We start from the raw sequence: 22,182 nt of genomic DNA, 5'->3' as shown, positions 1-22,182 counted from the left end.
ATGGCGATCACAGGCAAGAGTGCGGCGGTCTCCCACGTCGGCAAGATCCGGGCGAACAACCAGGACTCCGGATATGCAGGCCGACACCTGTTCCTCGTCGCCGACGGCATGGGAGGCCACGCCGGCGGTGACGTGGCATCCGCGATCGCCCTCAAACGGATCGTCGAAGCCGACGTACCGTACTCCTCTGCGAGCGATGCGGAGTTCGCACTGCAAAGCGCACTCCTCGCCGCCAACACCATGCTCGCCGAAACCGTGTTCGACCACGCAGAGCTCACCGGGATGGGCACGACCGTCAGCGCCCTCGTGCGCGTCGGCGACCACATGGCTCTCGCCCACATCGGCGACTCCCGGATCTACCTCTACCGGGCTGGCGTCCTCGAACAGGTGAGCGCAGACCACACCTTCGTGCAGCGCCTCGTGGACAGCGGTCGCATCACCCAGGAAGAGGCGGCGGTGCATCCCCGTCGCTCAGTGCTCATGCGGGTCCTCGGCGATGTCGACTCCTCGCCCGAGATCGACACCGCCATTCTCGACACCCAGCCCGGCGATCGCTGGCTCATCTGCTCCGACGGACTGAGCAGCTACGTGTCCGACGAGAAGATCGCCACGGCGCTCAGCACCTTCACCGGCACGAAGGATGCCTGCAACCGGCTCGTGCGCGAAAGCCTCGACCAGGGTGCGCCCGACAACGTCACCGTCGTGCTCGTGGATGTCGGCGACGGTCCGGAGTCGGCATCCAACCCCCCGCTCACGGTCGGCTCCGCCGCGCTCCCGCTCACCTACGAAGCCGACAGCGCTCGCCGCGCACTGCGCCTGCCGACACTCCTGCTGCATCCGTTGAAATCCGCACAGCACGAGGACAGCCACTTCGAACCGGAGTCGGAGGAGTACCTCGACGAGCTCATCCTCGAGGACAAGCGACGCGCGATCCGGCGCCGGATCACCTGGCTCGTCGGCATCGCGCTCATCATCGCGGGAATCGTCGTTGCTCTGCTGTTCGCGTATCGCTGGACTCAGATGCACTACTACGTGGGGGCGAACGGCGAGACCGTCGCCATCTACCAGGGGGTGCAGCAGGATCTCGGCCCGATCTCGCTCCACAGCGTCTACCAGCAGACGAGCATCAAGCTCGCCGACCTGAACTCCTACACGCGCTCCACCGTCGAGGACACGATCAGCGCGAACGACCTCGAGGATGCCCGCGCCATCATCGAACGATTGGCCGACTCGACCAATGGCTGACGTGACGACGGATGTGGCGGCCACCCCATCGGCGACCGCCGACGCCCCGACCGGCCACACGTCGGCCCTGCGCCTGCACCTGCACATTCCGTCGAAGCTGCGGAACCTCGAACTTCTGCTGCTCATCTTCGCGTGCGTGCTCAACGGCATCGCGGTCGTTCTCGTCCAGCTCGGAGCGCTGGGTGAGATCCGCCCGGAGATCATCTGGCTCGGCGGAGTACTCGCCGTCCTCGCGATCGGACTTCACATCGCGCTGCGCTTCGTCGCACCGGAGGCGGACCCCTTCATCCTTCCCGCTGCGACCCTCCTCAACGGAATCGGCATCGCCGAGATCTACCGGCTCGACATCGCCGCGCACGCCACCGGATGGAACGCGGACGGCATCCGCCAGATCGCCTGGACCGCCATCGCGATGGTCATCGCGTTCGCCGTCGTCGTGGCCATCCGGAACCACCGGGTGCTGCAGCGCTACCGCTACATCGCCATGTTCACCGGGATCCTGCTGCTGCTCCTGCCCATGCTTCCGGTGATCGGCTACGAGCAGTTCGGTGCCCGACTGTGGGTCCGCCTGGGAATCTTCTCGTTCCAGCCCGGCGAACTCGCGAAGATCGCCCTCGCCATCTTCTTCGCCGGATACCTCGTGGAGGCGAGGGACAGCCTGTCGATGGTCGGAAAGAAGATCCTCGGTGTGAGGTTCCCGCGCGCGCGCGACCTCGGGCCCATCCTGGTCATCTGGGCGGCGGCCATGGCCGTCCTCATCGTCCAGCGAGACCTCGGAACCTCCCTTCTCTACTTCGGCCTGTTCCTCGTCATGATCTACGTCGCGACCGCGCGCCTCAGTTGGGTCGTTCTCGGTCTGCTCCTCTTCGTCGGCGGAGCCCTCATCGCCAGCCAGCTGTTCAGCTACGTCGCGGCCCGATTCCATGGATGGCTCGACGCGTTCAACCCGGACGTGTACAACGCGGCCGGCGGAAGCTACCAACTCGTCCAGGGGCTCTTCGGTCTCGCCCACGGCGGGCTCATCGGCACCGGACTCGGCGAAGGTCGCCCGCAGATCGTGCCCCTCGCCCAGAGCGACTACATCGTGGCGAGCCTCGGCGAGGAGCTCGGTCTCGCCGGCCTGTTCGCGATCTTCGCGCTCTACCTCATCCTCGTCTCCCGCGGAATGCGCATCGGCTTCGCGGGGCAGGATGACTTCGGGCGACTTCTCGGGGTCGGGCTGTCATTCGTCATCGCACTGCAGGTCTTCATCGTCGTCGGCGGCGTCACGAGGGTCATCCCGCTCACCGGGCTCACGACGCCGTTCCTCGCGGCGGGCGGATCGTCCCTCGTGGCGAACTGGATCATCGTCGCCCTGCTCCTGCGCCTGTCCGACACCATCCGGAACCAACCGAGGCTGGTGATCGGACCGTGAACCGCGAACTCAAGCGCGTGAGCGCCGTCATCCTCATCATGTTCGTCGCCCTGCTGTGCTCCACGACGACGATCTCGGCCCTGCAGGTGGACAACCTCCGGGCCGACTCGCGAAATGTCCGCACCCTCTACGACAGCTACTCGGCCGAGCGCGGCCCGATTCTCGTGGCGGGCAAACCCATCGCAGAATCCAAGCCCGTCGACGACCAGTACAAGTTCCAGCGCGTCTACACCGAGCCGGAGCTGTACGCGGCGATCACCGGATACTTCACGCTCAACCAGGGGACGAGCGGCGTCGAGGGGGCGCTCAACGATTACCTGAGCGGCACGGCCAACGACCAGTTCCTCGCCAAGGTCAATGCGATCCTCACCGGTCAGACACCGAAAGGTGCGGCGGTCGAGCTCACGATCGACCCCGCCGTGCAGAAGGCGGCCTGGGATGCCCTCGGCAGCAACCAGGGCGCCGTCGTCGCCATCGACCCGAAGACCGGCGCCATCCTCGCCATGGTGTCCAAGCCCTCGTACGACCCCAACCGGTTGGCATCCCACACCACCGTCAACGTCATCTCCGCATACAACAAGCTCCTCGATGACCCGAAGAATCCGTTGTTCAACCGTGCCATCAGCGGCGACCTGTACCACCCGGGAAGTGTCTTCAAGCTCATCGTCGCCTCCGCCGCGATCGACAGCGGAGAGTTCACCGCAGACAGCACGTTCCCGAACCCGTCGACACTCAAGCTCCCCCTCAGCGACTCGGTGATCACGAACTCCAACGACGGCCAGTGCGGTGCCGGAAAAGAGGTGAGCATCGCGAACGCTCTTCGGCTGAGCTGCAACATCCCGTTCGCGGAACTCGGCAAAGCCCTCGGCGAGGAGACGCTGCGCAAGTACACGACGCTCTACGGGTTCGGGGCCGATCTCGCGATCCCCATGGATGTCACACCCAGCTCCATCCCGGGCTCGCTCGACGTGCCGCAGCTCATGCTGTCGTCGTTCGGGCAGGCGAACGTCCAGGTGACTCCACTGCAGATGGCGATGGTCTCCGCCGGCATCGGCAACGGGGGCGTCGTCATGAAGCCGACCCTCATCCGCACGATCACCGCGCCCGACCTGACCGTCATTCAGCCCTTCCAGCCGGAGGTCTTCAGCAATCCCATCTCCCCGCAGACGAGTGCGACACTCACTCAACTCATGGTGAACAACGTCAACAACGGGGCTGCGAGCAATGGCAGAATAAGTGGAGTCGATGTGGCGGGCAAGACGGGCACGGCCCAGAACGGGGAGGGGCGACCCTATACCCTCTGGTTCACCGGATTCGCCCCCGCAAACGACCCACAGATCGCCGTTGCAGTTGTTGTCGAGAACGGAACGAGCTTCGGCAACGCCGTTGCAGCGCCAATCGCGAGGAAAGTCATAGAGGCGGTGCTGAACAAATGAGACCCACGAGCGGCCTCACTTTCGGTGGTCGGTACCAACTCTCCAATCGCATCGCGATCGGCGGCATGGGCGAGGTCTGGCAGGCCACCGACCTCGTCATCGGCAGGACCGTCGCGATCAAGATCCTGAAGGACGAGTACCTCGGCGATCCCGGATTCCTCGAGCGGTTCCGCGCAGAGGCCCGCCACGCGGCACTCGTCAACCACGAGGGCATCGCGAACGTCTTCGACTACGGCGAGGAAGAGGGCAGTGCCTACCTCGTCATGGAGCTCGTCCCCGGTGAAGCGCTCTCCACGATCCTCGAGCGCGAACGTGTGCTCGCCACCGATCGCGTGCTCGACATCGTCGCCCAGACGGCCTCCGCGCTGCACGCGGCCCATGCCGCCGGGCTGGTCCACCGTGACATCAAGCCCGGGAACCTCCTGATCACCCCGGATGGCCGGGTCAAGATCACCGATTTCGGCATCGCCCGCATCGCCGACCAGGTCCCCCTCACCGCGACCGGACAGGTCATGGGCACGGTGCAGTACCTGTCGCCGGAACAGGCGAGCGGACATCCGGCATCGCCGACGACCGACATCTACTCGCTCGGAATCGTCGCGTACGAGGCCCTTGCCGGACGTCGCCCCTTCACGGGCGAGTCCCAGGTGGCGATCGCCATGGCCCAGATCAACGAGACGCCGCCCGACCTCCCGGTGACCGTCTCCGAACCCGTGCGCAACCTCGTGTACTCGAGCATTGCGAAGAACCCGTCCGACCGCCCGGCATCCGCTGCGCACCTCGCTCGTGCGGCGCAGGCGCTGAGGCGCGGGGATGTCAGCGCTGCCGCCGCGGCAGTTCCGGGCGTTCTCGGCGAATCGTCGCTCGGCACCGCGTTCGGCCAGACCTCCGCGACGCGGGTCCTTCCCACGCTCGAGGACGCCACCCGGCCGCTACCGCCGGCCGAATCGAAGCGCCGCAACCCGTGGACCTGGCCTCTCGTCGCGCTCATCGCGATCCTTCTCGTCGTACTCGTCGGCGCCATCATCGCGCTTCTCGGCCAGCCGAACCGCGACAAGACCCCCTCGACGCCGCCGAGCACTCCGCCCGTGTCCACCTCGCCGTCGCCGAGCCCGAGTCCCGACCTCGTGAACATCAGCCTCTCCGACTTCGCGGGGATGACGCAGAGCGAGGTCGAGGCCGCACTCGACAAGCTCGAGCTCTCCTACAACGTGACGCAGGGCGATGAGGCCCCGAGCAAGGCCGACGAGCTCACCGTCTACGACATCAGCCCGAAGGGGTGGGTCCCCAAGGGCACCACCATGAGCGTCAAGATCTATGCACCGATCCCGCCCCCGTCGAAGCCGGCCGACCTGACCGCGAACCCCGCAGGCCCGTACACGGCATCCCAGAGCGTCACCATCACGTGGCCGGGCTACACCTGCCCCACCGGTTCGAACCTGGACAAGTACACCGTCGCGATCGAGAACGGCACGGTGACGAGCTCGAATCCCGTACCGCCCGGCACGACGTCGGCCACGATCACGCTGCGCGCAGACCCCGGCGACACGAAGGTCTCGTACACGGCATCCTGCTCCGGCACGGCGTCACCGCTGTCCGATGTCCTCACCCTCACCGTCCCGTGACCTCCACCATCGAGCGGGTACACTGGCTAGAAATCGCCCCTGCACCCCGGAGAAGCACACGTGACTGAAGGTACTCGCCTGCTTGCCGGCCGGTACCAGGTCGGTGCGCTCCTCGGGCGCGGCGGGATGGCGGATGTGCACTCCGGCATCGACACGCGGCTCGGACGCAAGGTGGCGATCAAGCTCCTCAAGCCCTCCCTCGCCCACGACCCGAAGTTCCGGCTGCTCTTCCGCGAAGAGGCGCAGAAGGCGGCGCGGATGGCGCATCCGACGATTGTGCGCGTCTTCGACGCAGGTGAGGAGACCGTTCGCGATGCGAGCGGGATCGAGATCCAGTTGCCGTTCATCGTCATGGAGTTCGTCGACGGACGCCTGCTCAAAGACATCGTCGCGGATGGCCCGATCGAGCAGTCCGAGGCGGCGCGCATCGTCGCCCAGGTCCTCACGGCGCTCGAGTACAGCCACCGCGCGCTGCTCGTGCACCGCGACATCAAGCCGGGCAACATCATGATCACCCAGAACGGGCAGGTCAAGGTCATGGACTTCGGCATCGCCCGCGCCGTCTCCGACAACACCGCCACCGTGGCGGACACGAGTGCGCTTCTCGGCACGGCCCAGTACTTCTCGCCGGAACAGGCCCGCGGTGAAACCGTCGACGCCCGCACCGACCTCTACTCGACGGGCATCGTGTTGTTCGAACTGCTCACCGGGCGGCCACCCTTCCATGGAAAGCAGCCTGTCGCCGTTGCCTACCAGCACATCAGCGAGGCCCCGGTTCGACCGAGCTCCATCAACCCGAAGGTGTCCCCCGCCATGGATGCCGTCGTGCTGCACTCGCTCGAGAAGGACAAGTTCACGCGATACCAGTCCGCCGCGGAGTTCCGGAGCGCACTCGAATCGGGCGCTGCCGGCGAGGTGCCCGTCCGGAAGGCCGTCAAGGACGACTTCAACGCCACGCTCTTCGGCGTCAATCCGAACGCCAGGGCCGGTTCGGATGCGACGATGCGGCAGCTGGCGAATTCGTCGGACGATCGCGTGGTGCGCACCCAGTCCCGACCCCCGGTCGCGTGGATCTGGGGGGGCGTCACCGTCATGGCCGTGATCCTCGTCGCCGTCATGATCTGGGTTCTCACCCTGTCCCCGACGAAGTTCGGCGGCGACCTCGCCGTTGCCGTCCCCGACATCACGGGCCAGACCTACGAATCCGGCGCGCAGAAGCTCTCCGATCTGCATCTGGTCCCCACACGATTCAGCGAACCGAGCGAGACCGTGCCGGAGGGTGCGATCATCCGCATCGACCCGCCGGCCGGCACTCGGGTGGCGAAGGACTACGCGGTGAAGGTCTGGGTGTCGACGGGATTGAGTTTCGTCGCGATTCCCCTCGTCACGAACATGACCGAGAAGGCCGCCATCAAGGCCCTCACGGAAGCAGGATTCGTCTACGGCACGACGACGAAGAGTCATTCACCGTCGATCGCGAAGGGCATCGTGATGGGGACGAGTCCCGACGGCGGCATCTCGGCTCGCACGGGATCCACGGTCGACCTCGTGGTCTCGGATGGCCTCGTGGATGTCCCGAAGGTCACCGGCCTCGCCATCGCGGACGCCAACCGCAAGCTCTCTGCGCTCGGGTTGAACATCACTCCCGTCGCCGATGACACCTGCACGGGTGGCACTGTGACGAGCCAGTCGCTGGCGCCGGGGACACACCCTCAGAAGTCGCCGATCACCCTCAATTACTGCAGCGGAACCGCTAGTTCAGGTTGACGAGGGGCGTGAGTCCTGCAGCCGCGGTCTTCGCGGTGTCGAGTCCGGAGATCGTGAGCCAGTTCGCGAGCAACTGGTAGCCGCCCTCGGTGAGCACCGACTCCGGATGGAACTGCACGCCGTAGATCGGTGCCGAGACATGCTGGACGCCCATGATCACTCCTCCCTGGGTGCGGGATGTGATGACCAGGTCTGCGGGAACCGTGTCGTTGACGATCGCGAGGGAGTGGTAGCGGGTGGCCGTGAACGGCTGGGGGACATCCGCATAGAGTTCGCTGCCGTCGTGACTGACGAGTGACGTCTTACCGTGCATGAGCTCCTCGGCGACGGCGACGGTCGCTCCGAGCGCTTCGGCGATCGCCTGGTGGCCGAGACAGACTCCGAGCAGGGGGATGGCGGACTCGAGCGCGGCCTTCACCAGCGGGATGGACACTCCCGCGTTCGCAGGAACGCCGGGGCCAGGCGACAACAGGACCGCGTCGTATGCGCTCGCCTCCCGCGCGGCATCCTCCACAGCGAAGTCATCGTTGCGCACGACCGTCGTCGTCGCGCCCAACTGAAGGAGGTATCCGTTGAGCGTGTACACGAAGCTGTCGTAATTATCGACGACGAGAACCTTCGTCATCCGTCGACCGTCACCTCCTGGGTGGGGATGATCGAATTCACCCAGGGGAACACCCACTCGACGAGGCAGAACAGCACGAGCGCCAGGAGCGCGAGGAGGATGATCACCCGAACCCACGCAGGACCGGGAAGGATGTGCCACAGGGTTCCGTACATGCGCTATCCCTTCGCGTTCGCCAGCGAGGCGATGGCCGCTGGCGGCCCCACGGAGATGGGCTGCCACGAGTCGAATACGGCGTAGGCGATGATCCGCTCCGCGGTGGACCACTTCGGGTTGCAGCTCATGATCGTGAGCACCTGGGTGGTGCCGTCGACGTCAGACTGCTGCGGCACAGGGTCGAGGACGCCGACCCCCTGCGGGCTCACGTATTCGAGATTCCGGAAGATGTAGGTGAAGTATCCGTCCTTGGTCTTGACATACAGCTTGTCCCCGATGCGCAGCTGGTCGATGTCGCGGAACGGTGCCCCGTGAGTGAGTCGGTGCGCGGCCAGTGCGAAGTTGCCGACCTGGCCGGGAAGCTGCGTTGTGGGGTAATGCCCGATGCGCCCCGTGTTGAGCACATCGGCGACTCCGATGCCCTCCGCGATCTCACGCACCCAGTCTTTTCCGAATCGTGGAACGTAGATGACGGCGAAGGTCTGGTCTGTGCTCGGCTTCGCCGGCACCACCGGGTCGCCATAGTCGGGGGCGACCGGCTCCTCATGGTTGAGCGAGATGTTGCCGGAATCCCAGGAGTCGGCGAGGCTCGCCGCCGTGTGGTTGTCCTGATTTCCGACGATGATGTCGTTCAGCCACAACTGCCAACCCAGGAACAGGAACACCAGCGCTCCAGCGGTGATGAGAAGCTCCCCGAAGACGCCGACGATCGTCACCCGGCGGCGGGCACGGCGGCGCGTTCTCGTCGCGGCCTTGCGAGTCGTGGCCGGCGGGTCAACGGTCATGAGTTCGATTCTAGGCTCTCCGCCGATGGCCGTCGCATTGAGCGCGGATGCCGCGACAGGCTTTCAGGATAGAATTCCGGCATGGCAAGAAGCACCTCGAAGTCCGAACAGCCGCAGGAGTCGCGATCCGGAGACGACGCCCCCAATGCGGTCTGGTTCAAACCCATCATGTTCGGGCTCATGCTGCTCGGCCTCGCCTGGATCATCGTCTTCTACGTGAGCCAGGGCACGCTCCCGGTCGCCTCGCTCAAGGACTGGAACATTCTGGTCGGGTTCGGAATCCTCTTCGTGGGCTTCCTCATGACGACTCGTTGGCGAAGCTGACCAACTCCATGAGCTGAACCCCACAATTACATTCGTGTAATTATCCCCACTGTGGATAAGGCTGTGGAAACCGGCCGGACGTCCACTCGCGGTTCACAGCATCCGGTGGCGGTTCAGAGCAACCGGTTGTGCAGGAGCATGACACCGATGACCGTCAGGACCACGAGCCCGACGAACACCGAGAACAACAGGACCAGCTGTTCGTTCCGCTTGCGAGTCGGACGCGTCCTCAACAGCACGAACGCGACGAGGCCGCCGACGACCAGGCCTCCCACGTGCGCCTGCCAGGCGATGTTCGGGATGACGAAGCCGATCACCAGGTTGATGCCGATCACGACGATGATCTGCATGTTCCGCCCGCCGAGCCGACGCTGGATGATGAAGAACGCACCGAGCAGGCCGAAGATCGCGCCGGAGGCTCCGAGCACGCCCGTCGTCGGAGCCAGGAGCAGCACCGCAACGGATCCGCCGAGTCCGCTCAGGAGGTAGAGCGCGAGATATCGCCACCGGCCGAGCGCGAGCTCCAGGGGAGGGCCGATCACGAAGAGCGAGAACATGTTGAAGATGATGTGGAGGTAGGTCTGGGGAGAGTGCAGGAAGAGCGAGGTGATCATCCGCCACGGCTGCGTCTCGGTGAGGAAGGGGTGGTAGAAGAGCGCGGCGGTCACGGCGCCGTTGCTGAGGAGTTGCGCGATGTAGATCACGACGCAGAGAGCGATGATCGAATACGTGACGACGGGCGTCGAACTGTTCGCACGGAATGCCGTGACGACGGCCGGCCTGGTCCGGGGCGCGGACTGCCTGGCCTCCTTCATGCACTCCGGGCAGTGGAATCCCACGGCGGCCGGCGTCTGGCAGTCCGCGCAGATCGTGCGGCCACAGCGCTGGCAGAGCACGAAGCTCTGCCGATTCGGATGGCGATAGCAGACATCCGACGCGGTGGTGGAGGAGTCCGTCACCCTCAGAGCTCGTCGATCGTGATGCTCTCGATCACCACGGGCTCGATCGGACGGTCGCGACCGTCCTTCTTGACCGACTCGATCTTCTTGACCGTGTCCTTCGAGTCCTCGCCATCGACGATGCCGAAGATGGTGTGCTTGCCCTGCAGCCACGGGGTCGGCACCGTCGTGATGAAGAACTGCGAGCCGTTCGTTCCGCGGCCCATCTGGATGCCGGCATTCGCCATCGCGAGGACGTAGGGCTCGTTGAAGTTGAGCTCCGGGTGGATCTCGTCGTCGAACTGGTAGCCGGGGCCGCCGATGCCCTGTCCGAGCGGGTCGCCTCCCTGGATCATGAAGTCGTCGATGATGCGGTGGAAGACCACACCGTCGTAGAGGGGACGGTTCGTCTTCTCCTGCGTGCTCGGATCCGTCCACTCGATCTGCCCCGTGGCGAGGCCGACGAAGTTGGCGACCGTCTTTGGCGCATGGTTGGCGAGGAGGTTGACGGTGATGTCACCGAGGTTGGTGTGGATGGTGGCGACGTGAGTGTGTGCAGGCATTGGACAATTCTTTCACAGTGTCGCGGCGGTGTCAGCGTTCGCCCAGCGAGACCGTGTTTGCTGCCAGTTGGGCTCGTGGGAGGATAGGAACCATATCCGACCACCACACGACGGAGGTTATTCATGGGGCTGTCACGTAAACGCCAGCGCGAACTGAACCGACTGAAGCGCGGTGCGTCGGAGCTGTGGGACGACCAGAGGGATGTTCTCGACCACGCGACGAAGGTCGTGAAGGAAGCCCGCAGACAACTCTCGAACGTCAGTCGGGAGGAGTTCGTCCCGCGCGTGCGCGACCTGTACGAGTCTCGCGTGCGCCCGGGGGTGGAGACGGGACTGGAGGTCGGTCGCAACGTCGCAGGAGCAGCGCGCGACAAGGTCTCCCGCGATGTGCTCCCCGCCGTCTCCTCGGCGCTGGGAACGGCACTCGCCGCCCTGGAGGTCGCGCGCAGTCCGCAAGTGCGGCAGGCGCTCAGCCGTGTCGCTCGCTCGACGTCGAAGACCGTCGCTCCGGCGAAGCCGAGCAGCGGCCCCGGTCGCTACATCCTCATCGGAGTCGGACTCGTGGCCGCTGCCGGCGTCGCCTACGCCGCATGGCAGACGCTGCGTGCGGATGACGAACTGTGGGTCAGTGACGAGCCTGAGCCCCCCACGTCCGACTGACCCTCAGAAATCATCCCTTCTTGAGCGGATGCCGCATCCGGTCGAAGTAGAGCCAGGCGAACCCGGCGATGATCAGCACTCCGTCGAGGGCATGCAGGAAGCCGAACCACTTGCTCACCCCGAAGCCGAGGCCGACCAGAAGTCCCTGGACGAAGAACAGGAGAGCGAACAGGATGAGCGGGATGAGCCAGCCCTTCCATCCGGACATCGCCAGCAGGCCGAGGATGAACAGAACTGCGGCGACTGTGTAGAGGATCATGCCGTTGATGGCGTGCGGTTCGAACGCGGCCATGCCCCAGGCCTGGTCGCCCGGCTTCTCCTCTGCACCCCAGAAGCCGAGTGCGGCGAGCGTCACCTGAAGCAGGCTGAGCAGGAGGCCGAGCAGGGCGACCCACTTGAAGATGGTGTCGCAGACGACGCGCCAGCCGGCGACGGGTTTGGCGGTTGTGGAGGGTGTTGTTGCAGAACTCACAGTGTTCCTTCCCTTGCGCCGGCTCGTCGACAGTGACGGGGCCGGCCCGAAGATTTCATCACGGGTTCGTCGGATGTCCCGGCGGGCCAACCAGAACATTACTCCTCACCGGTTCGTGCGCAAGAGCAATCCTCAGGCCGGTTCGCAGCGCACCGGCGTCGCGATCGCGACCTCGCAGCAGAGGGCGCCTGCGTCATTCCGCATCTTCCAGAACCAGCCCGCGCAGCGGTCGAGGGCGGTCGAGCTTCAGCTTCATCGCTTCATGGGGACGATCGGCGAGAGGAAGGCACGTTACGCGAGCGCACTCGTCGACGCGCTCGGGCCGAACCGCGCCCCGCGGCCTCTGGATCGGCTCCTGGCATCGGTGTGAGTTGGGAGCGGACCTGAGTGAACTCTATGGGCACTACCCCGGGGCGCCAACGAAGGTCTCCAGCGCATCAACGGCGACAGCCGCACCATCACGTTCTCGGATCGAGGCACCGAGCTCTCCGGCCGTCGCACGAATCCTCTCGTCGCCCAGCAACCTGACTGTGGCCTCGCGGATGGCTGTCGCGGTAGACCGCTTGGGGATTGTCAGCCCGACACCTTGCTCAGCGATTGCCTTCCCGACGAGTGGCTGATCCATGAGCGGATGCATCGGCAAGACCAGCATGGGAACGCCATAGGCGAGGGCTCGTGACGCGGTTGAATGACCGCCGTGACCGATGACGAGCGAAGTCTCCGGCAGGAGTTTGCCATGGTCGAGGAAGCTGTGGATCGTCGTGTTCGCGGCGGGTCGGATTGAGTCGGGGTCGATGGACGGGCCAGTCGTCACGATGACCTCGGCATCGAGCGAACCGAGGCCGTCGACGGTGCGCTGCAGCACCTCGGGCTGACCCGGGAATGCGGTGGTCGAGTAGGAGACGAGGATTCGCGGGGTCTCGCGTGGCTTCGCCTCGACCGGACTGCCCTGCCAGAAGAATCCGGTGTGCCGCGCGTGAGGCATCGCGGTGCGGTCGAACTCCGGTCGGGTGGCGACGAGAGTGAGCTTCGGTGCGGTGAGGGCGCGGACCGGGTCCACCCCGTTCATTCTGACGAACAGACCAAAAGAGCCTTTCGCGTTTCTCAGTGCGAATCCGGAGAACATGTGGACGAGTTGCACCACTGGCAGCCCTGCTTTGACGGCCCCCTCGAGTGCGCCATAGAGCAGTGTGTCGATGACAACCACATCGGTTGGCTGAGCCGCCGCCGATTCGATGGCAGTGCGCGCAAAGATCCGGTCGGCGAACAACTTCGCCTGTGTGGTGACGCCTTGCCACGTACTGCGCCTGGCCGAGGCGTCGTAGCCGAACCATCCGTCGATGGGTTGGAAGGTAAAGCCTGCCGTCTCGATCCGCGCACGCTGGATCTCATTCCCGATGAATCGGGCGGTACCGCCACGCTCGACGATACGGTAGGCGAGCGCGAGAGCAGGCGGCAGGTTCCCGCCGCCGTCGACGGTGACGAAGAGCGCGTCGGTCATCGCCGTAGCCCGTCTGGGAGGAATGGATCGGCGCCGAGCACGGCGGTGACGAGATCGCGGATGCGTGACTCAGCATCCGCTCGGGCCAGGCCCCGGTCACGGCGCAGCAGTTTCCAGGTGTACACGTCGGTCGCAACGACGAGCAGATCGGTGAGTCGCACATCTTCAGCGTGACCGTTCGGTAGCCAGAGACCGAATGCGGTCGTCACCCATTCTCGGTGGAGGAGTCGCCCGTTCGCCGTGAGCGCGCGGATCCGAGGGTCGTCCTCCTGGGCGAGCATTCGGAGGACAAAGTCGCCGCGAAGTTCGTAGTGATCGATGAGCTTCCGGACCGATTCGCGCGGGTCGTCCACTGCCGGCTCCCGTTCGGCCTGGATGAGTGCGATTCCAGCCCCGATTGCCGCATCCAGAAGACCCTCCCGGTCGCCGAAATGGCGCAAGATCGTTCTAGTACTGACCCCGGCCTGCTCCGCTACATCATCGAGGGTGATGTCGATCGTGAGCTTCACCATCGCCAGGTCGATCAGGGCCTGGACGATCGCCGAGCGCCGCGTCGATACATCGTCTGCACGAGCACGCATCGTATAGTTTCGTGTCACCATGAAGTGACAATAAACTGGTAGGTGATTCGTGTCAATCCCCTGTGACACAAAACGCGATCGCCACCCCGAATTGTGTGAAGTGGGTTGTTCTCACTCGGATCTGAGCAGGCAGCGTATGGGCACTTTTCGGGCCTCCCTCCAACTATCCTCTGCGGGTTCCGCGATTATCCTCTTTTTGCCGTCGTTGCCCCGCAACTAAATGGGCTCACGAGTCGGCGAGACCTGCGGGGCGGGAAAGTCAGAACAGGTCACTTATCTGGAATCACGCGCACGCGTTCCCGGGCTTTTGATGTGTCAAGTTGGGGGCTATCGCTCGTAGACCGAGCGTTCTATACTTCAACAAATCATATGTAGATGATTCTTCGACCTTTGGAGGAGGAACAGAAATGAAGGCAATTGCGGGCGTGATCGCCGCCGCCGCTTTGGCCACTGTGTCAGTGCTTGCGATTGGGGTGCCGGCCCAAGCATCCTTTTCTCAGTGTACGAGCAATCGAGCGTGCGCTTGGATCGATGCTAATTTTTCTGGTGCTTTCGGGTCGTGGACAAGTAATCAATCGTCGTTGCCAGGATTCCACGACAACATCTCGTCCACGGGTAACAACCGAACAGCCTACATTGGCTTTTTCAGCGACCCGGGATATGGCGGTAGTGTCTTTCAGGTTCCGCCTGGGGGCGGTGGCTACTTCAATTGGCTAGATCCGCGCAACAACTCGTTTGATTCGCTATATTTCTATTGACGATGAGGACTCGGGCGACCAGTTTGGCGACGTTGGTTCTTGTCAGTGTTCTTGGGCTGACTAGCTGCGCCAACGGTGTTTCGCACGACCACAGTGGCGCGCGTGCGGAGTTGAACCCACAGTTGAGCCAAATCGTATTGCCGCTTGAGGCGTTTGCGATGAATTGGTCGGAGGCCCAGACAATAAATCAAGCGAACGCCACACTCACTTCACAGTGCATGGGAAAGAAGGGTTTGAGTTTCCCGCGTGCAGGACAGGACTGGGCCTCGGTCCCCCCGATCCCGGAGCGGCGCTATGGCCTGTGGTCTCGCATGGATGCTGAGAATAATGGTTATGAACTTCCGCAGTCCGCAGAATCCAAGTTGATTGAGTCTCAAGAGAACTCGTTTGGCGACGACTGGTGGCAAGCATTCCATTCGTGCTTCAATACCGAACGCCAGCTTCCCTTGATGGCTGTAAATAGTTCGCCGAACCAAACGGTCGTGGATCGAGGAATCAATGAGTCGTTTGAAGCCCTTCTTGCCAGTCCAGAGTTCAAAGCTGAGCGTGGGAAATGGTCATCATGTATCGAGTCCGACGGGTTAGCGCTCAACCCTGATGCCAGAGTTCTGGTCCCGCAGTTTCCTCCTGCTGGAGAAGAGCAGCTCAAGGTCGCAGCACTGGACGTGGCTTGCAAGGAGAAGCTGAACACCGTTCAAATCCTCGCGGACTGGGAGACCCGAAACCAACTCGACTACATTGATGCTCATGAGGCTGAACTCAAGGCTTACCGAGACTCAGTGGACAAAGTGTTAGCAGAAGCGAAGAAAGTGATCACTACCGTTGCCGGGTAGCGATCGGGCAAGCCAGGGGCGTGTACCACACCTAGCCCACCCATTGCGTGCGCTGGTTTTCGTGACCGTCGTGTTGGTTATCGCGGCAGTCGCTTTCGTGCTCGGTACGTGGGTCCGTTCACCAGATGCTGTGGTGCTTGACGCTAGAGACCAAACCGTAGTTGTGTTCGCATCAGTAGAGTCCCGTTCTGTATCATCTGATATTCGGATTCAGGGCGAGGTTGCCGGTGCCCAGCAGGAACCGGTGTATGTGGTGCCACCTACCGGTGCCCAGCGGTCAATCGTCTCGGAGGTTGCCGCGCACGAAGGCCCGTTGAGTAATGGAGCGTGGCTGGGAAAGGTATCAGATAGGCCGATCTTCGTTTTCTCCGTTGAAATCCCTCTATTCCGCGACTTGGCATACGGCGACAATGGCCCAGACGTATCAAGTCTTCAGAAAGCACTAGGTGTCGAGCTAAGTGGAACTTTGGATCGTTCGACGCTGGCTGCCGTGCGCGCTGTGTATGCCGCTACAAAAACCGACCCACCGGGCGGGCGGTTTTCTGGCACTTATGTCAGCACTGACGAGTTTTACACTTTCCCCAAAGGTCTCGGTGATGTCTCGCTCGTGTCAATCGCACCGTTAGGCTCGCAGCTAGGTGAGAGTCACCCGTTCGCAGTACTCGGGTTTGGTACCCCTTATGTGACCGTGCGTGCAAGCGTCGGTGAGGCTCTGCAAATCACGCCAAAAGAGCGGGTGACGATTGACGGTGTCGGAGGCAAGAGCGCTACCGGCGTGGTGACTGAGGTCGGCAGTTTCCAGCAGAGCTCAACCAATGCGGGTCGGCCCCCGGGGCGTGACATCCGCATTACCCTCGATGCGGGCAGTGACCTTTCGATCGGCGAAAGCGTTTCCGTGTTGTTTGGAACCAAGGCGATGCCCGATACGGCGGTGCCGACCCTCGCTATCCGCTCGGACGCCAGCGGTGACTTCGTCATGAAGCGTGCGGGAGCAGGACCCACGATGCGTGTGGGGGTGACCGTCATTCGAAACGCCGACGGATGGAGCGCAATCCGATCCGAGGAATTAAAGCCAGGCGATGAGGTTTTGGTATCCGAATGAATCCGGGACCGCCACTTCTCTCATTGCATGGGGTCAGCCGCCGATATGGAGATCATCATCAATGGGCTGCGGTTCGTGACGTCAACCTAACGATCTCTCCGGGAGAGTTCGTCGCCGTGATCGGTCGCTCCGGATCTGGCAAGTCAACCCTACTCAACGTGATCGCGCTGCTGGATTCGGATTGGGAAGGCACATACGACATTGGCGGGGTCAACGCAAAACAACTTAGCGGGCCTGACCTTGACTTTCTCCGCGCCAAGACGTTCGGGTTTGTGTTCCAGTCGTCGTATGCGAACCCATATGAGACGACTGCTCGCAATGTAGCGCTCGGCCTGGCAATCCAAGGTATCCCTCTGCGAGAACAAGGCGAGAGCGTTTCGCGGGCCCTCGACCTTGTCGGTCTGACGGGAAGATCAAGCAGTCTTGCACGCTCCCTCTCGGGTGGCGAACGACAGCGTCTTGCGATTGCTCGCGCCATCGCGACGAACCCTTCCGTCATCGTCGCGGACGAACCGACCGGTAATCTCGACAGCGAGACCGGAAATCAAGTGATGGAGGTACTTTCTGAACTGAATAGGTCGGGCACTTCCTTAGTTGTAGTAACCCACGACCCAGAGATCGCTAAGTATGCGGATCGGGTCATGAGAATGAACGATGGCGTCCTCTCTGAAACCCGGACCTCGCCCAGGCGCAAAACCCGTGACTCGACGACTCTCAGGTCGGTCACATCGGTCAACGCGCAAGCTGGGCGGTCAGCGCGTTTGCGTCGCGCAGTCGAGCGAGTCTTTCGCGCAATCAACAACGTCACTTCCCGCCCGCTGCGCTCGGTGGCGTTAATCGCCGCGTTTGCCCTCGCCTTTGCCGGTCTCGTTGGTGCTGCTGGCATCGGATCGACAGCATCTCAACAAATCGCAGATCGCCTCACGGCGGCGGCACGCGATGAGGTGCGAGTCAATGTGCCTTCGGGCACAACTACGGACCAGCGAATCGCCTGGATGACTCGAATCCGAGCTCTGGACCATGTCGAGAGTGTGGGAGAAATCGCGACACTCGATGCCGGGACGGCAAGGACGGCCCGCTTCGCACTCCTCCCGAGTCTGAACGATTCGCCATTTCCTGGAAGTACTCTGGCTGCAGACCCTGACCTCTTCAACGTCCTTCGAGTGCAAACAACTCCGAGTGATGCTGCCCGCTTGTTCGCTGCCAGTGGGGGTCAGCGAGTCGCAGTGGTCGGCCACTCAGTAGTAGAAAGCCTCGGGCTTGCCCAAGATGGGTTGGGCGCCGAGGTTTGGGTAAATGGCGAACCGTATTCGATAGTGGGAACGATTACCGCATCACCGCGCCAGCCGAACCTCCTCACAAGCGTCGTGGTCCCGATGCACCTATTCAGTTCAACGTCGTCGCAATTGGTTGTTCGAACATCCGCAGGTTATTCAGGCCCGCTCGCCAAAGCAATTCCCCTCGCGCTATCGCCCACGGCACCCGGAAGCATCTCGGTGGAGACCGCCAGTGAACTGCACAACCTGCGAATCGGCGTCCAAACTGACCTCAACGGCCTGCTCGGTTCGTTGGCAGCTGCGCTCCTTGCCCTAGCCGTTCTCAGCGGAGCATCGGCTATGTACCTTTCAGTCCAATCTCGAACACAAGAACTAGCTCTGAGTCGCGCGCTTGGCCTCGGACAAGCCGGTGTCGCGGCGGTGTTTCTTTGGGAAGGTGTCGTCATCGGACTAGCAGGTGCCTTAGCTGGGATCTCTGGAGGCCTGGCCATCTCGGTCAGTGTCGCCGCCGCCCACGGTTGGACTGCCTTGGCGCCCTGGGCGACGATCGCACTGTCACCCTTAGCAGGGGCAATATGTGGGGCGGTTGCAGCGTTCCTACCCGCTATGCGAGCCGCCAAAATCGATCCATCCGAAGCGATCCGCTAGGACGAGCGGCACTGGTTACCACTAACGCAGCACTTGGAGCCCACTTCCTTGCTCACTCAGACCGCGACCCAGACCCTAGCGAACATAGATTCGTGACGGGAGATTGGCGACCCAGTGGCGAGTGGTTGGCGGGCCGTTGACGGTGCGGGGGCGGCGCACTTTGTGCAAACCTGAAGTCATGAATGAATCACGCATCGTCGAACTCCGTCAGGAACGAGGCTGGACGCAGGATAAACTCGCCACCAAGAGCGGGGTCGGGATCAGGACTATCCAGCGGCTTGAAGCTGGCAACGACGCAAGCCTGGAGACGCTCTCCCTCGTGGCTGAAGCTTTGCACGTCACTGTTCGTGAACTCTTTACGGCAATTGAGAGCGATGAACTAAGTGGCCGCGTTGACTCACTTGAAAGCAGGGTAAAGGACCAGCAGGCACGGCGAGGGAGAATCACCACCGCGTGGCTGTGGCTCTTCATCGGCATCGGTGTGTCCGTAAGCCTGATCAGCTTCGCTGCCAGAGGACAGTTCGGTTGGGTACTCTTCCTCGGCTATTGGGGAGGTGGATCGCTCATCTTCATGGCGCTCCGAAGGCTCTATCTGGATCCGCGCCTGGACGAGATGCTCCCGCTCTCACGCAGCAAGGCTCAATTGCGCGCGCAGAAGCGAGGGTAGCCTGGGTTCCCACTCGATAGTCGGACGAAGCCGCCCACTGCCCGCTATCCGTTCTAGCCTGGGATCCCTGAGCGGATGCGGCGGCTTCTGCCATTTGACCTCGTCAACCGCGACCGCCTTGGCCAGCTAGGGCGTGTCTCCTTACCTTGTCTTGGGCGGTCGGCGCGTTCTCTTGATCTGGGGAATGGGCTCGGGCTGCGCACGCAAGGTCGTCACTGTGGCGCCCCAATCCGACCGCTAACACGCGACTTGTCAACGCCCGTACTGTCACATCTTCCCTAGGCCGCGTACGGTCCCGCAACCCCAAATCGGCCTCAAAGACCATGATCGGATTGGTCGCCTATCTCACTGAAATCGTGAGGCCGCTGAACGTTCGAGCGTTACGCCGTCGCGGCAATGTAGGGCCAGCCTGAAGTATCGGAGTAATGCAGATGCTCGTCAGAGACGCCAAGTGCCGGCCCGGCCAATCGCGCGGGCCGGCATTTGGACAACAGCTTTCAGCCTTTGCCGAGTGTTGATGCTGCCTGGGACTTCGACGCCTTCGACGACGAGTTTGAGGCGAGCGTCGATCCAGCTTTGCTCAACTGGGACTTCGAGGGCTTTGATGACTTACCCATGATTCACCTCCTCTCCATGGACGAATAATTCGATTGGTGTTGAAAACATGTGCGGATTTCAATCCGGCAACAGGAGCCGGCCTAGCGCTTCCCGAAACTTCGCAAACCATGGCGCGAGGCCGCGTCTGTTGAGCTGTCGTTGTCTCAATATCTCTTGAGCGTGCGCATGGCCAGTGGCGACCGGAAGGCGCAGATCACCTTCACCGGGATCGGCCTCCCAGCGGCATACCGGGTTCTGCGTCGTTTCTATGTGCTCGAGGATGTGATGACGGAAGTGGAAGCAAAGCGGACCTGGGATCCCTCTTCCCCCGGGTGCCGCGATTAGACTCACGAACTGCGCGAGAAGCATCGAGCTGGCCGTCGCCGACATAGTGGCAACATTCTGCCCGACGCGCTCAGCGTCAATCCCCGACGCCCGAATGTATTCCTCGTCGTCAAGCAGCCCTTCTCTGTCAAGTGCAACGCGAGCCGGATTGAGTTGCTGGGTACAAACCATGCATGGTTGGCCTGGTACGAGCGTGTGCGCACGCGCTGTTGCACTGCGCATACGGCCGTCTTCGGTGGCCTCGATATTGATTCCCCCATCGATGACGGGAATCAGGTCTGAGTAGGCGATCTGGTTTAGCACCGCGCGCGCCCATGGTCGGTCGACGCAGGAGAACACAACGTCATAGTCAAGCGCTACGGCCAGCCCATCGGGGTCACAGATTGAGGTTTCGTGACTGCGGATGTCCGGCGAACTCGCCGTGGCTTGCGCGAGCAACAGACGTCGGGCAACCTCCACCTTTGTGCGGCCGATTCTTGCGTCGGTGCGAGTCGCCCCGATCATCCTGTCGAGATTGTGGACTTCGACCGCATCGAAATCCATAAGCCCAATCGACTGGACGCCGGAGGCTGCGAGCCTTTGGGCCACGTCGAGCCCTACGCTTCCCAGTCCCACGACAAGCACCCGCGTGCGGGCGAAGTCAGCTTGGACCAGCTCCCCCCAGGCGCTTACTGTCCGTCGTTGCGACTCGGTGGCAAGGGGTGCGGCGCGGCGACGCGGATTGAAGGACTGCATAAACTGGTCACCGACGACCCGGACCGCTTCCGCTTCAAGACTCTCGGAACGGGAGATCCAGAACCTAGCCGACCATGCACCACTCTCGCCCGCGAGGGTCATGCCTACTACCGGCAGTTTCGTGACGGCGCCTGCGACGCCCGAATAGCCGGATTCGGTTTCTCGGTCAGTCGAACTCAGGCCCTGCCAAGTTCGACCACCAGGGTGGCTGTGCAGGAGGATCAGACCTTCACCGCGCGATGCGGCCTCCTGGGCGACTCGGATGACATAGTCCCCCGTAAACGCTGCATTGCCATGCACGTGCCTCTCACCTCGTGCCGGCCGGAAGATTCGACGGATAAGTGCTGTCGTCCGATCCCGTCCGCGGGAGATTGCGTAGGTCGCCAGGCACACATCCTCTTGACCATCTTTGCGAACCAGGTGCTGCTTCAGCTCCCGGTCAATGTCTGAAGGCATAGCGACGGAATACTCCGGAGTCGGCATGGTCAGGTTGCTCCCGCAAGGACGGCGCGGACGTGTCCAAGCCAGGCTCGACCGGGCTCGGTGACCTGGTCCCATCGCTCAATCTGTCGCGAATGACGAGTCCACCCTGGCAGCGTGTCTTTCTGATCGGGGTGGACCTGGGGCAGGCTGACACTGGTTGGGAAATGTACCCAATGTGGTGGGATGGCCGGCCACGATCCGAGCTCATTGATCGACACACCACTCTGGACTAGCTGACCCTCCAAGGCACCGCCTACTGCACGTACGTCAAAGACCACGGCGATATCGTGAACCTGTGCCGAGACACCCCAGTCGGCAAGATCTGCAACGAAGCCCTCGACTCCATCTCGCGCTCCCTCCGCCATTAGGCCACCGGACCATCCTGCTTGACCGACTCGAACTCATCGCCGTCCTCTACCTTCACGACGTGGCCGTCCTTGAAACGCTTAAGCTGGCCATTCTTCTTGATCTGGGCCAGGTCGTACTCGACCGGATCTAAACCTGCAAGGCGGAGAAGCGCGCCCGCTTCCCAGTCATCGTCTCGAACCGTGTAGGTCTTCGAATCGATCGTGATGTTGATCTTCGGGTACTTCTTCTTGCTCGCCTCGGCGAGATCCTGATGCGTCATCTCAGTCCAACTTTCTC

General features: G+C 62.8%; 23 protein-coding genes. 13 read left to right on the top strand and 10 right to left on the bottom strand.

Features of this window, described 5'->3' with window-relative positions; translation table 11 throughout:
• From BKA04_RS07040 to pknB, 5 genes are read left to right on the top strand one after another with little or no spacing between them, the layout of a single operon-like run.
• The gene (locus tag BKA04_RS07040; RefSeq protein ID WP_104095780.1) at positions 1–1,245 is read left to right on the top strand and encodes a PP2C family protein-serine/threonine phosphatase; all 1,245 of its coding nucleotides are present in this window, start codon (positions 1–3) and stop codon (positions 1,243–1,245) included.
• The gene (locus BKA04_RS07035; RefSeq protein ID WP_104095779.1) at positions 1,238–2,659 is read left to right on the top strand and encodes an FtsW/RodA/SpoVE family cell cycle protein; all 1,422 of its coding nucleotides are present in this window, start codon (positions 1,238–1,240) and stop codon (positions 2,657–2,659) included. Before BKA04_RS07040 ends, BKA04_RS07035 begins: the two co-directional genes overlap by 8 nt.
• Positions 2,656–4,095, top strand: a complete 1,440-nt coding sequence (locus BKA04_RS07030) for a peptidoglycan D,D-transpeptidase FtsI family protein (protein ID WP_104095778.1) — start codon at positions 2,656–2,658, stop codon at positions 4,093–4,095. Before BKA04_RS07035 ends, BKA04_RS07030 begins: the two co-directional genes overlap by 4 nt.
• Positions 4,092–5,720 (top strand): protein kinase domain-containing protein, encoded by a 1,629-nt coding sequence (locus tag BKA04_RS07025; protein WP_104095777.1) that lies wholly within the window; start codon positions 4,092–4,094, stop codon positions 5,718–5,720. The genes BKA04_RS07030 and BKA04_RS07025 overlap by 4 nt, the downstream gene beginning before the upstream one ends.
• Before the next feature lie 60 nt (positions 5,721–5,780).
• Positions 5,781–7,487 carry a Stk1 family PASTA domain-containing Ser/Thr kinase gene (pknB, locus tag BKA04_RS07020; protein WP_104095776.1) on the top strand — a complete coding sequence of 569 codons (1,707 nt, stop codon included), beginning with the start codon at positions 5,781–5,783 and terminating at the stop codon, positions 7,485–7,487.
• Here the strand turns inward: pknB and BKA04_RS07015 are convergent.
• The 3 genes from BKA04_RS07015 to BKA04_RS07005 are packed head-to-tail and all read right to left on the bottom strand — an operon-like array spanning position 7,474 to position 9,053.
• Entirely contained in the window at positions 7,474–8,112 is a 639-nt protein-coding gene (locus BKA04_RS07015; RefSeq protein WP_104095775.1) for an anthranilate synthase component II, read from the bottom strand. The genes pknB and BKA04_RS07015 overlap by 14 nt on opposite strands.
• Positions 8,109–8,267: a hypothetical protein gene (locus BKA04_RS07010; protein ID WP_167309693.1), complete on the bottom strand. Its 159-nt coding sequence runs from the start codon at positions 8,265–8,267 to the stop codon at positions 8,109–8,111. Before BKA04_RS07010 ends, BKA04_RS07015 begins: the two co-directional genes overlap by 4 nt.
• Positions 8,268–8,270: 3 nt before the next feature.
• Positions 8,271–9,053, bottom strand: a complete 783-nt coding sequence (locus BKA04_RS07005) for a class E sortase (RefSeq protein WP_104095774.1) — start codon at positions 9,051–9,053, stop codon at positions 8,271–8,273.
• Between the two features lie 81 nt (positions 9,054–9,134).
• Here BKA04_RS07005 and BKA04_RS07000 point away from each other — a divergent pair, with 81 nt between their 5' ends.
• The gene (locus BKA04_RS07000) at positions 9,135–9,377 is read left to right on the top strand and encodes a cell division protein CrgA (protein ID WP_104095773.1); all 243 of its coding nucleotides are present in this window, start codon (positions 9,135–9,137) and stop codon (positions 9,375–9,377) included.
• Between the two features lie 113 nt (positions 9,378–9,490).
• Here the strand turns inward: BKA04_RS07000 and BKA04_RS06995 are convergent, their stop codons facing one another.
• Complete coding sequence (locus tag BKA04_RS06995) at positions 9,491–10,336, bottom strand: rhomboid family intramembrane serine protease (protein ID WP_104095772.1); 846 nt, start codon at positions 10,334–10,336, stop codon at positions 9,491–9,493.
• A gap of 2 nt (positions 10,337–10,338) precedes the next feature.
• Positions 10,339–10,878: a peptidylprolyl isomerase gene (locus BKA04_RS06990; protein ID WP_104095771.1), complete on the bottom strand. Its 540-nt coding sequence runs from the start codon at positions 10,876–10,878 to the stop codon at positions 10,339–10,341.
• Between the two features lie 123 nt (positions 10,879–11,001).
• On the opposite strand from BKA04_RS06990, the gene BKA04_RS06985 reads away from it, so the two are divergent.
• Entirely contained in the window at positions 11,002–11,538 is a 537-nt protein-coding gene (locus BKA04_RS06985; protein ID WP_104095770.1) for a hypothetical protein, read from the top strand.
• Positions 11,539–11,548: 10 nt separating this feature from the next.
• On the opposite strand, the gene BKA04_RS06980 is transcribed toward BKA04_RS06985, so the two are convergent.
• Positions 11,549–12,010 carry a hypothetical protein gene (locus BKA04_RS06980; RefSeq protein WP_104095769.1) on the bottom strand — a complete coding sequence of 154 codons (462 nt, stop codon included), beginning with the start codon at positions 12,008–12,010 and terminating at the stop codon, positions 11,549–11,551.
• 73 nt (positions 12,011–12,083) lie between these two features.
• Between BKA04_RS06980 and BKA04_RS06975 the strand changes: the two genes are divergently transcribed.
• On the top strand, positions 12,084–12,380 hold the full coding sequence (locus tag BKA04_RS06975; RefSeq protein ID WP_104095768.1) for a hypothetical protein: 297 nt from the start codon (positions 12,084–12,086) through the stop codon (positions 12,378–12,380).
• 33 nt (positions 12,381–12,413) lie between these two features.
• Here the strand turns inward: BKA04_RS06975 and BKA04_RS06970 are convergent, their stop codons facing one another.
• Both BKA04_RS06970 and BKA04_RS06965 read right to left on the bottom strand, forming a co-directional pair.
• Positions 12,414–13,511, bottom strand: coding sequence for a glycosyltransferase (locus BKA04_RS06970; protein ID WP_104095767.1), 1,098 nt, complete (start codon positions 13,509–13,511; stop codon positions 12,414–12,416).
• Positions 13,508–14,113 (bottom strand): TetR/AcrR family transcriptional regulator, encoded by a 606-nt coding sequence (locus BKA04_RS06965; RefSeq protein WP_104095766.1) that lies wholly within the window; start codon positions 14,111–14,113, stop codon positions 13,508–13,510. The genes BKA04_RS06970 and BKA04_RS06965 overlap by 4 nt, the downstream gene beginning before the upstream one ends.
• 386 nt (positions 14,114–14,499) lie before the next feature.
• On the opposite strand from BKA04_RS06965, the gene BKA04_RS12345 reads away from it, so the two are divergent.
• The 5 genes from BKA04_RS12345 (at position 14,500) to BKA04_RS06940 (ending at position 19,377) form a co-directional block, all read left to right on the top strand.
• On the top strand, positions 14,500–14,850 hold the full coding sequence (locus tag BKA04_RS12345) for a peptidase inhibitor family I36 protein (protein ID WP_104095765.1): 351 nt from the start codon (positions 14,500–14,502) through the stop codon (positions 14,848–14,850).
• 23 nt (positions 14,851–14,873) lie between these two features.
• Complete coding sequence (locus BKA04_RS06955; RefSeq protein ID WP_167309692.1) at positions 14,874–15,683, top strand: hypothetical protein; 810 nt, start codon at positions 14,874–14,876, stop codon at positions 15,681–15,683.
• Between the two features lie 61 nt (positions 15,684–15,744).
• Entirely contained in the window at positions 15,745–16,785 is a 1,041-nt protein-coding gene (locus BKA04_RS06950) for an efflux RND transporter periplasmic adaptor subunit (protein ID WP_134542256.1), read from the top strand.
• Positions 16,782–18,710 (top strand): ABC transporter ATP-binding protein/permease, encoded by a 1,929-nt coding sequence (locus BKA04_RS06945; RefSeq protein ID WP_104095763.1) that lies wholly within the window; start codon positions 16,782–16,784, stop codon positions 18,708–18,710. The genes BKA04_RS06950 and BKA04_RS06945 overlap by 4 nt, the downstream gene beginning before the upstream one ends.
• A 178-nt stretch (positions 18,711–18,888) precedes the next feature.
• Complete coding sequence (locus BKA04_RS06940; RefSeq protein WP_104095762.1) at positions 18,889–19,377, top strand: helix-turn-helix domain-containing protein; 489 nt, start codon at positions 18,889–18,891, stop codon at positions 19,375–19,377.
• A gap of 675 nt (positions 19,378–20,052) precedes the next feature.
• Here the strand turns inward: BKA04_RS06940 and BKA04_RS06935 are convergent.
• Positions 20,053–21,510, bottom strand: coding sequence for a ThiF family adenylyltransferase (locus tag BKA04_RS06935; RefSeq protein ID WP_167309691.1), 1,458 nt, complete (start codon positions 21,508–21,510; stop codon positions 20,053–20,055).
• 391 nt (positions 21,511–21,901) lie between these two features.
• Entirely contained in the window at positions 21,902–22,165 is a 264-nt protein-coding gene (locus BKA04_RS06930) for a hypothetical protein (RefSeq protein ID WP_104095760.1), read from the bottom strand.
• Between the last annotated feature and the right edge of the window lie 17 nt (positions 22,166–22,182).

Origin of the sequence: Terrimesophilobacter mesophilus (genome assembly GCF_014200375.1) — a bacterium.
GTDB classification, from domain to species: domain Bacteria; phylum Actinomycetota; class Actinomycetes; order Actinomycetales; family Microbacteriaceae; genus Terrimesophilobacter; species Terrimesophilobacter mesophilus.
This window is presented reverse-complemented; position numbering and strand designations above follow the sequence as displayed.

Bases quoted from the DNA above. Each gene is read 5' to 3' on its own strand.
- BKA04_RS07040 (WP_104095780.1), top strand. From the start codon at position 1: ATGGCGATCACAGGCAAGAGTGCGGCGGTCTCCCACGTCGGCAAGATC.
- BKA04_RS07035 (WP_104095779.1), top strand. From the start codon at position 1,238: ATGGCTGACGTGACGACGGATGTGGCGGCCACCCCATCGGCGACCGCC.
- BKA04_RS07025 (WP_104095777.1), top strand. From the start codon at position 4,092: ATGAGACCCACGAGCGGCCTCACTTTCGGTGGTCGGTACCAACTCTCC.
- BKA04_RS07015 (WP_104095775.1), bottom strand. From the start codon at position 8,112: ATGACGAAGGTTCTCGTCGTCGATAATTACGACAGCTTCGTGTACACG.
- BKA04_RS07010 (WP_167309693.1), bottom strand. From the start codon at position 8,267: ATGTACGGAACCCTGTGGCACATCCTTCCCGGTCCTGCGTGGGTTCGG.
- BKA04_RS07005 (WP_104095774.1), bottom strand. From the start codon at position 9,053: ATGACCGTTGACCCGCCGGCCACGACTCGCAAGGCCGCGACGAGAACG.
- BKA04_RS07000 (WP_104095773.1), top strand. From the start codon at position 9,135: ATGGCAAGAAGCACCTCGAAGTCCGAACAGCCGCAGGAGTCGCGATCC.
- BKA04_RS06990 (WP_104095771.1), bottom strand. From the start codon at position 10,878: ATGCCTGCACACACTCACGTCGCCACCATCCACACCAACCTCGGTGAC.
- BKA04_RS06985 (WP_104095770.1), top strand. From the start codon at position 11,002: ATGGGGCTGTCACGTAAACGCCAGCGCGAACTGAACCGACTGAAGCGC.
- BKA04_RS06975 (WP_104095768.1), top strand. From the start codon at position 12,084: ATGTCCCGGCGGGCCAACCAGAACATTACTCCTCACCGGTTCGTGCGC.
- BKA04_RS06970 (WP_104095767.1), bottom strand. From the start codon at position 13,511: ATGACCGACGCGCTCTTCGTCACCGTCGACGGCGGCGGGAACCTGCCG.
- BKA04_RS06965 (WP_104095766.1), bottom strand. From the start codon at position 14,113: ATGGTGACACGAAACTATACGATGCGTGCTCGTGCAGACGATGTATCG.
- BKA04_RS12345 (WP_104095765.1), top strand. From the start codon at position 14,500: ATGAAGGCAATTGCGGGCGTGATCGCCGCCGCCGCTTTGGCCACTGTG.
- BKA04_RS06945 (WP_104095763.1), top strand. From the start codon at position 16,782: ATGAATCCGGGACCGCCACTTCTCTCATTGCATGGGGTCAGCCGCCGA.
- BKA04_RS06940 (WP_104095762.1), top strand. From the start codon at position 18,889: ATGAATGAATCACGCATCGTCGAACTCCGTCAGGAACGAGGCTGGACG.
- BKA04_RS06935 (WP_167309691.1), bottom strand. From the start codon at position 21,510: ATGCCTTCAGACATTGACCGGGAGCTGAAGCAGCACCTGGTTCGCAAA.
- BKA04_RS06930 (WP_104095760.1), bottom strand. From the start codon at position 22,165: ATGACGCATCAGGATCTCGCCGAGGCGAGCAAGAAGAAGTACCCGAAG.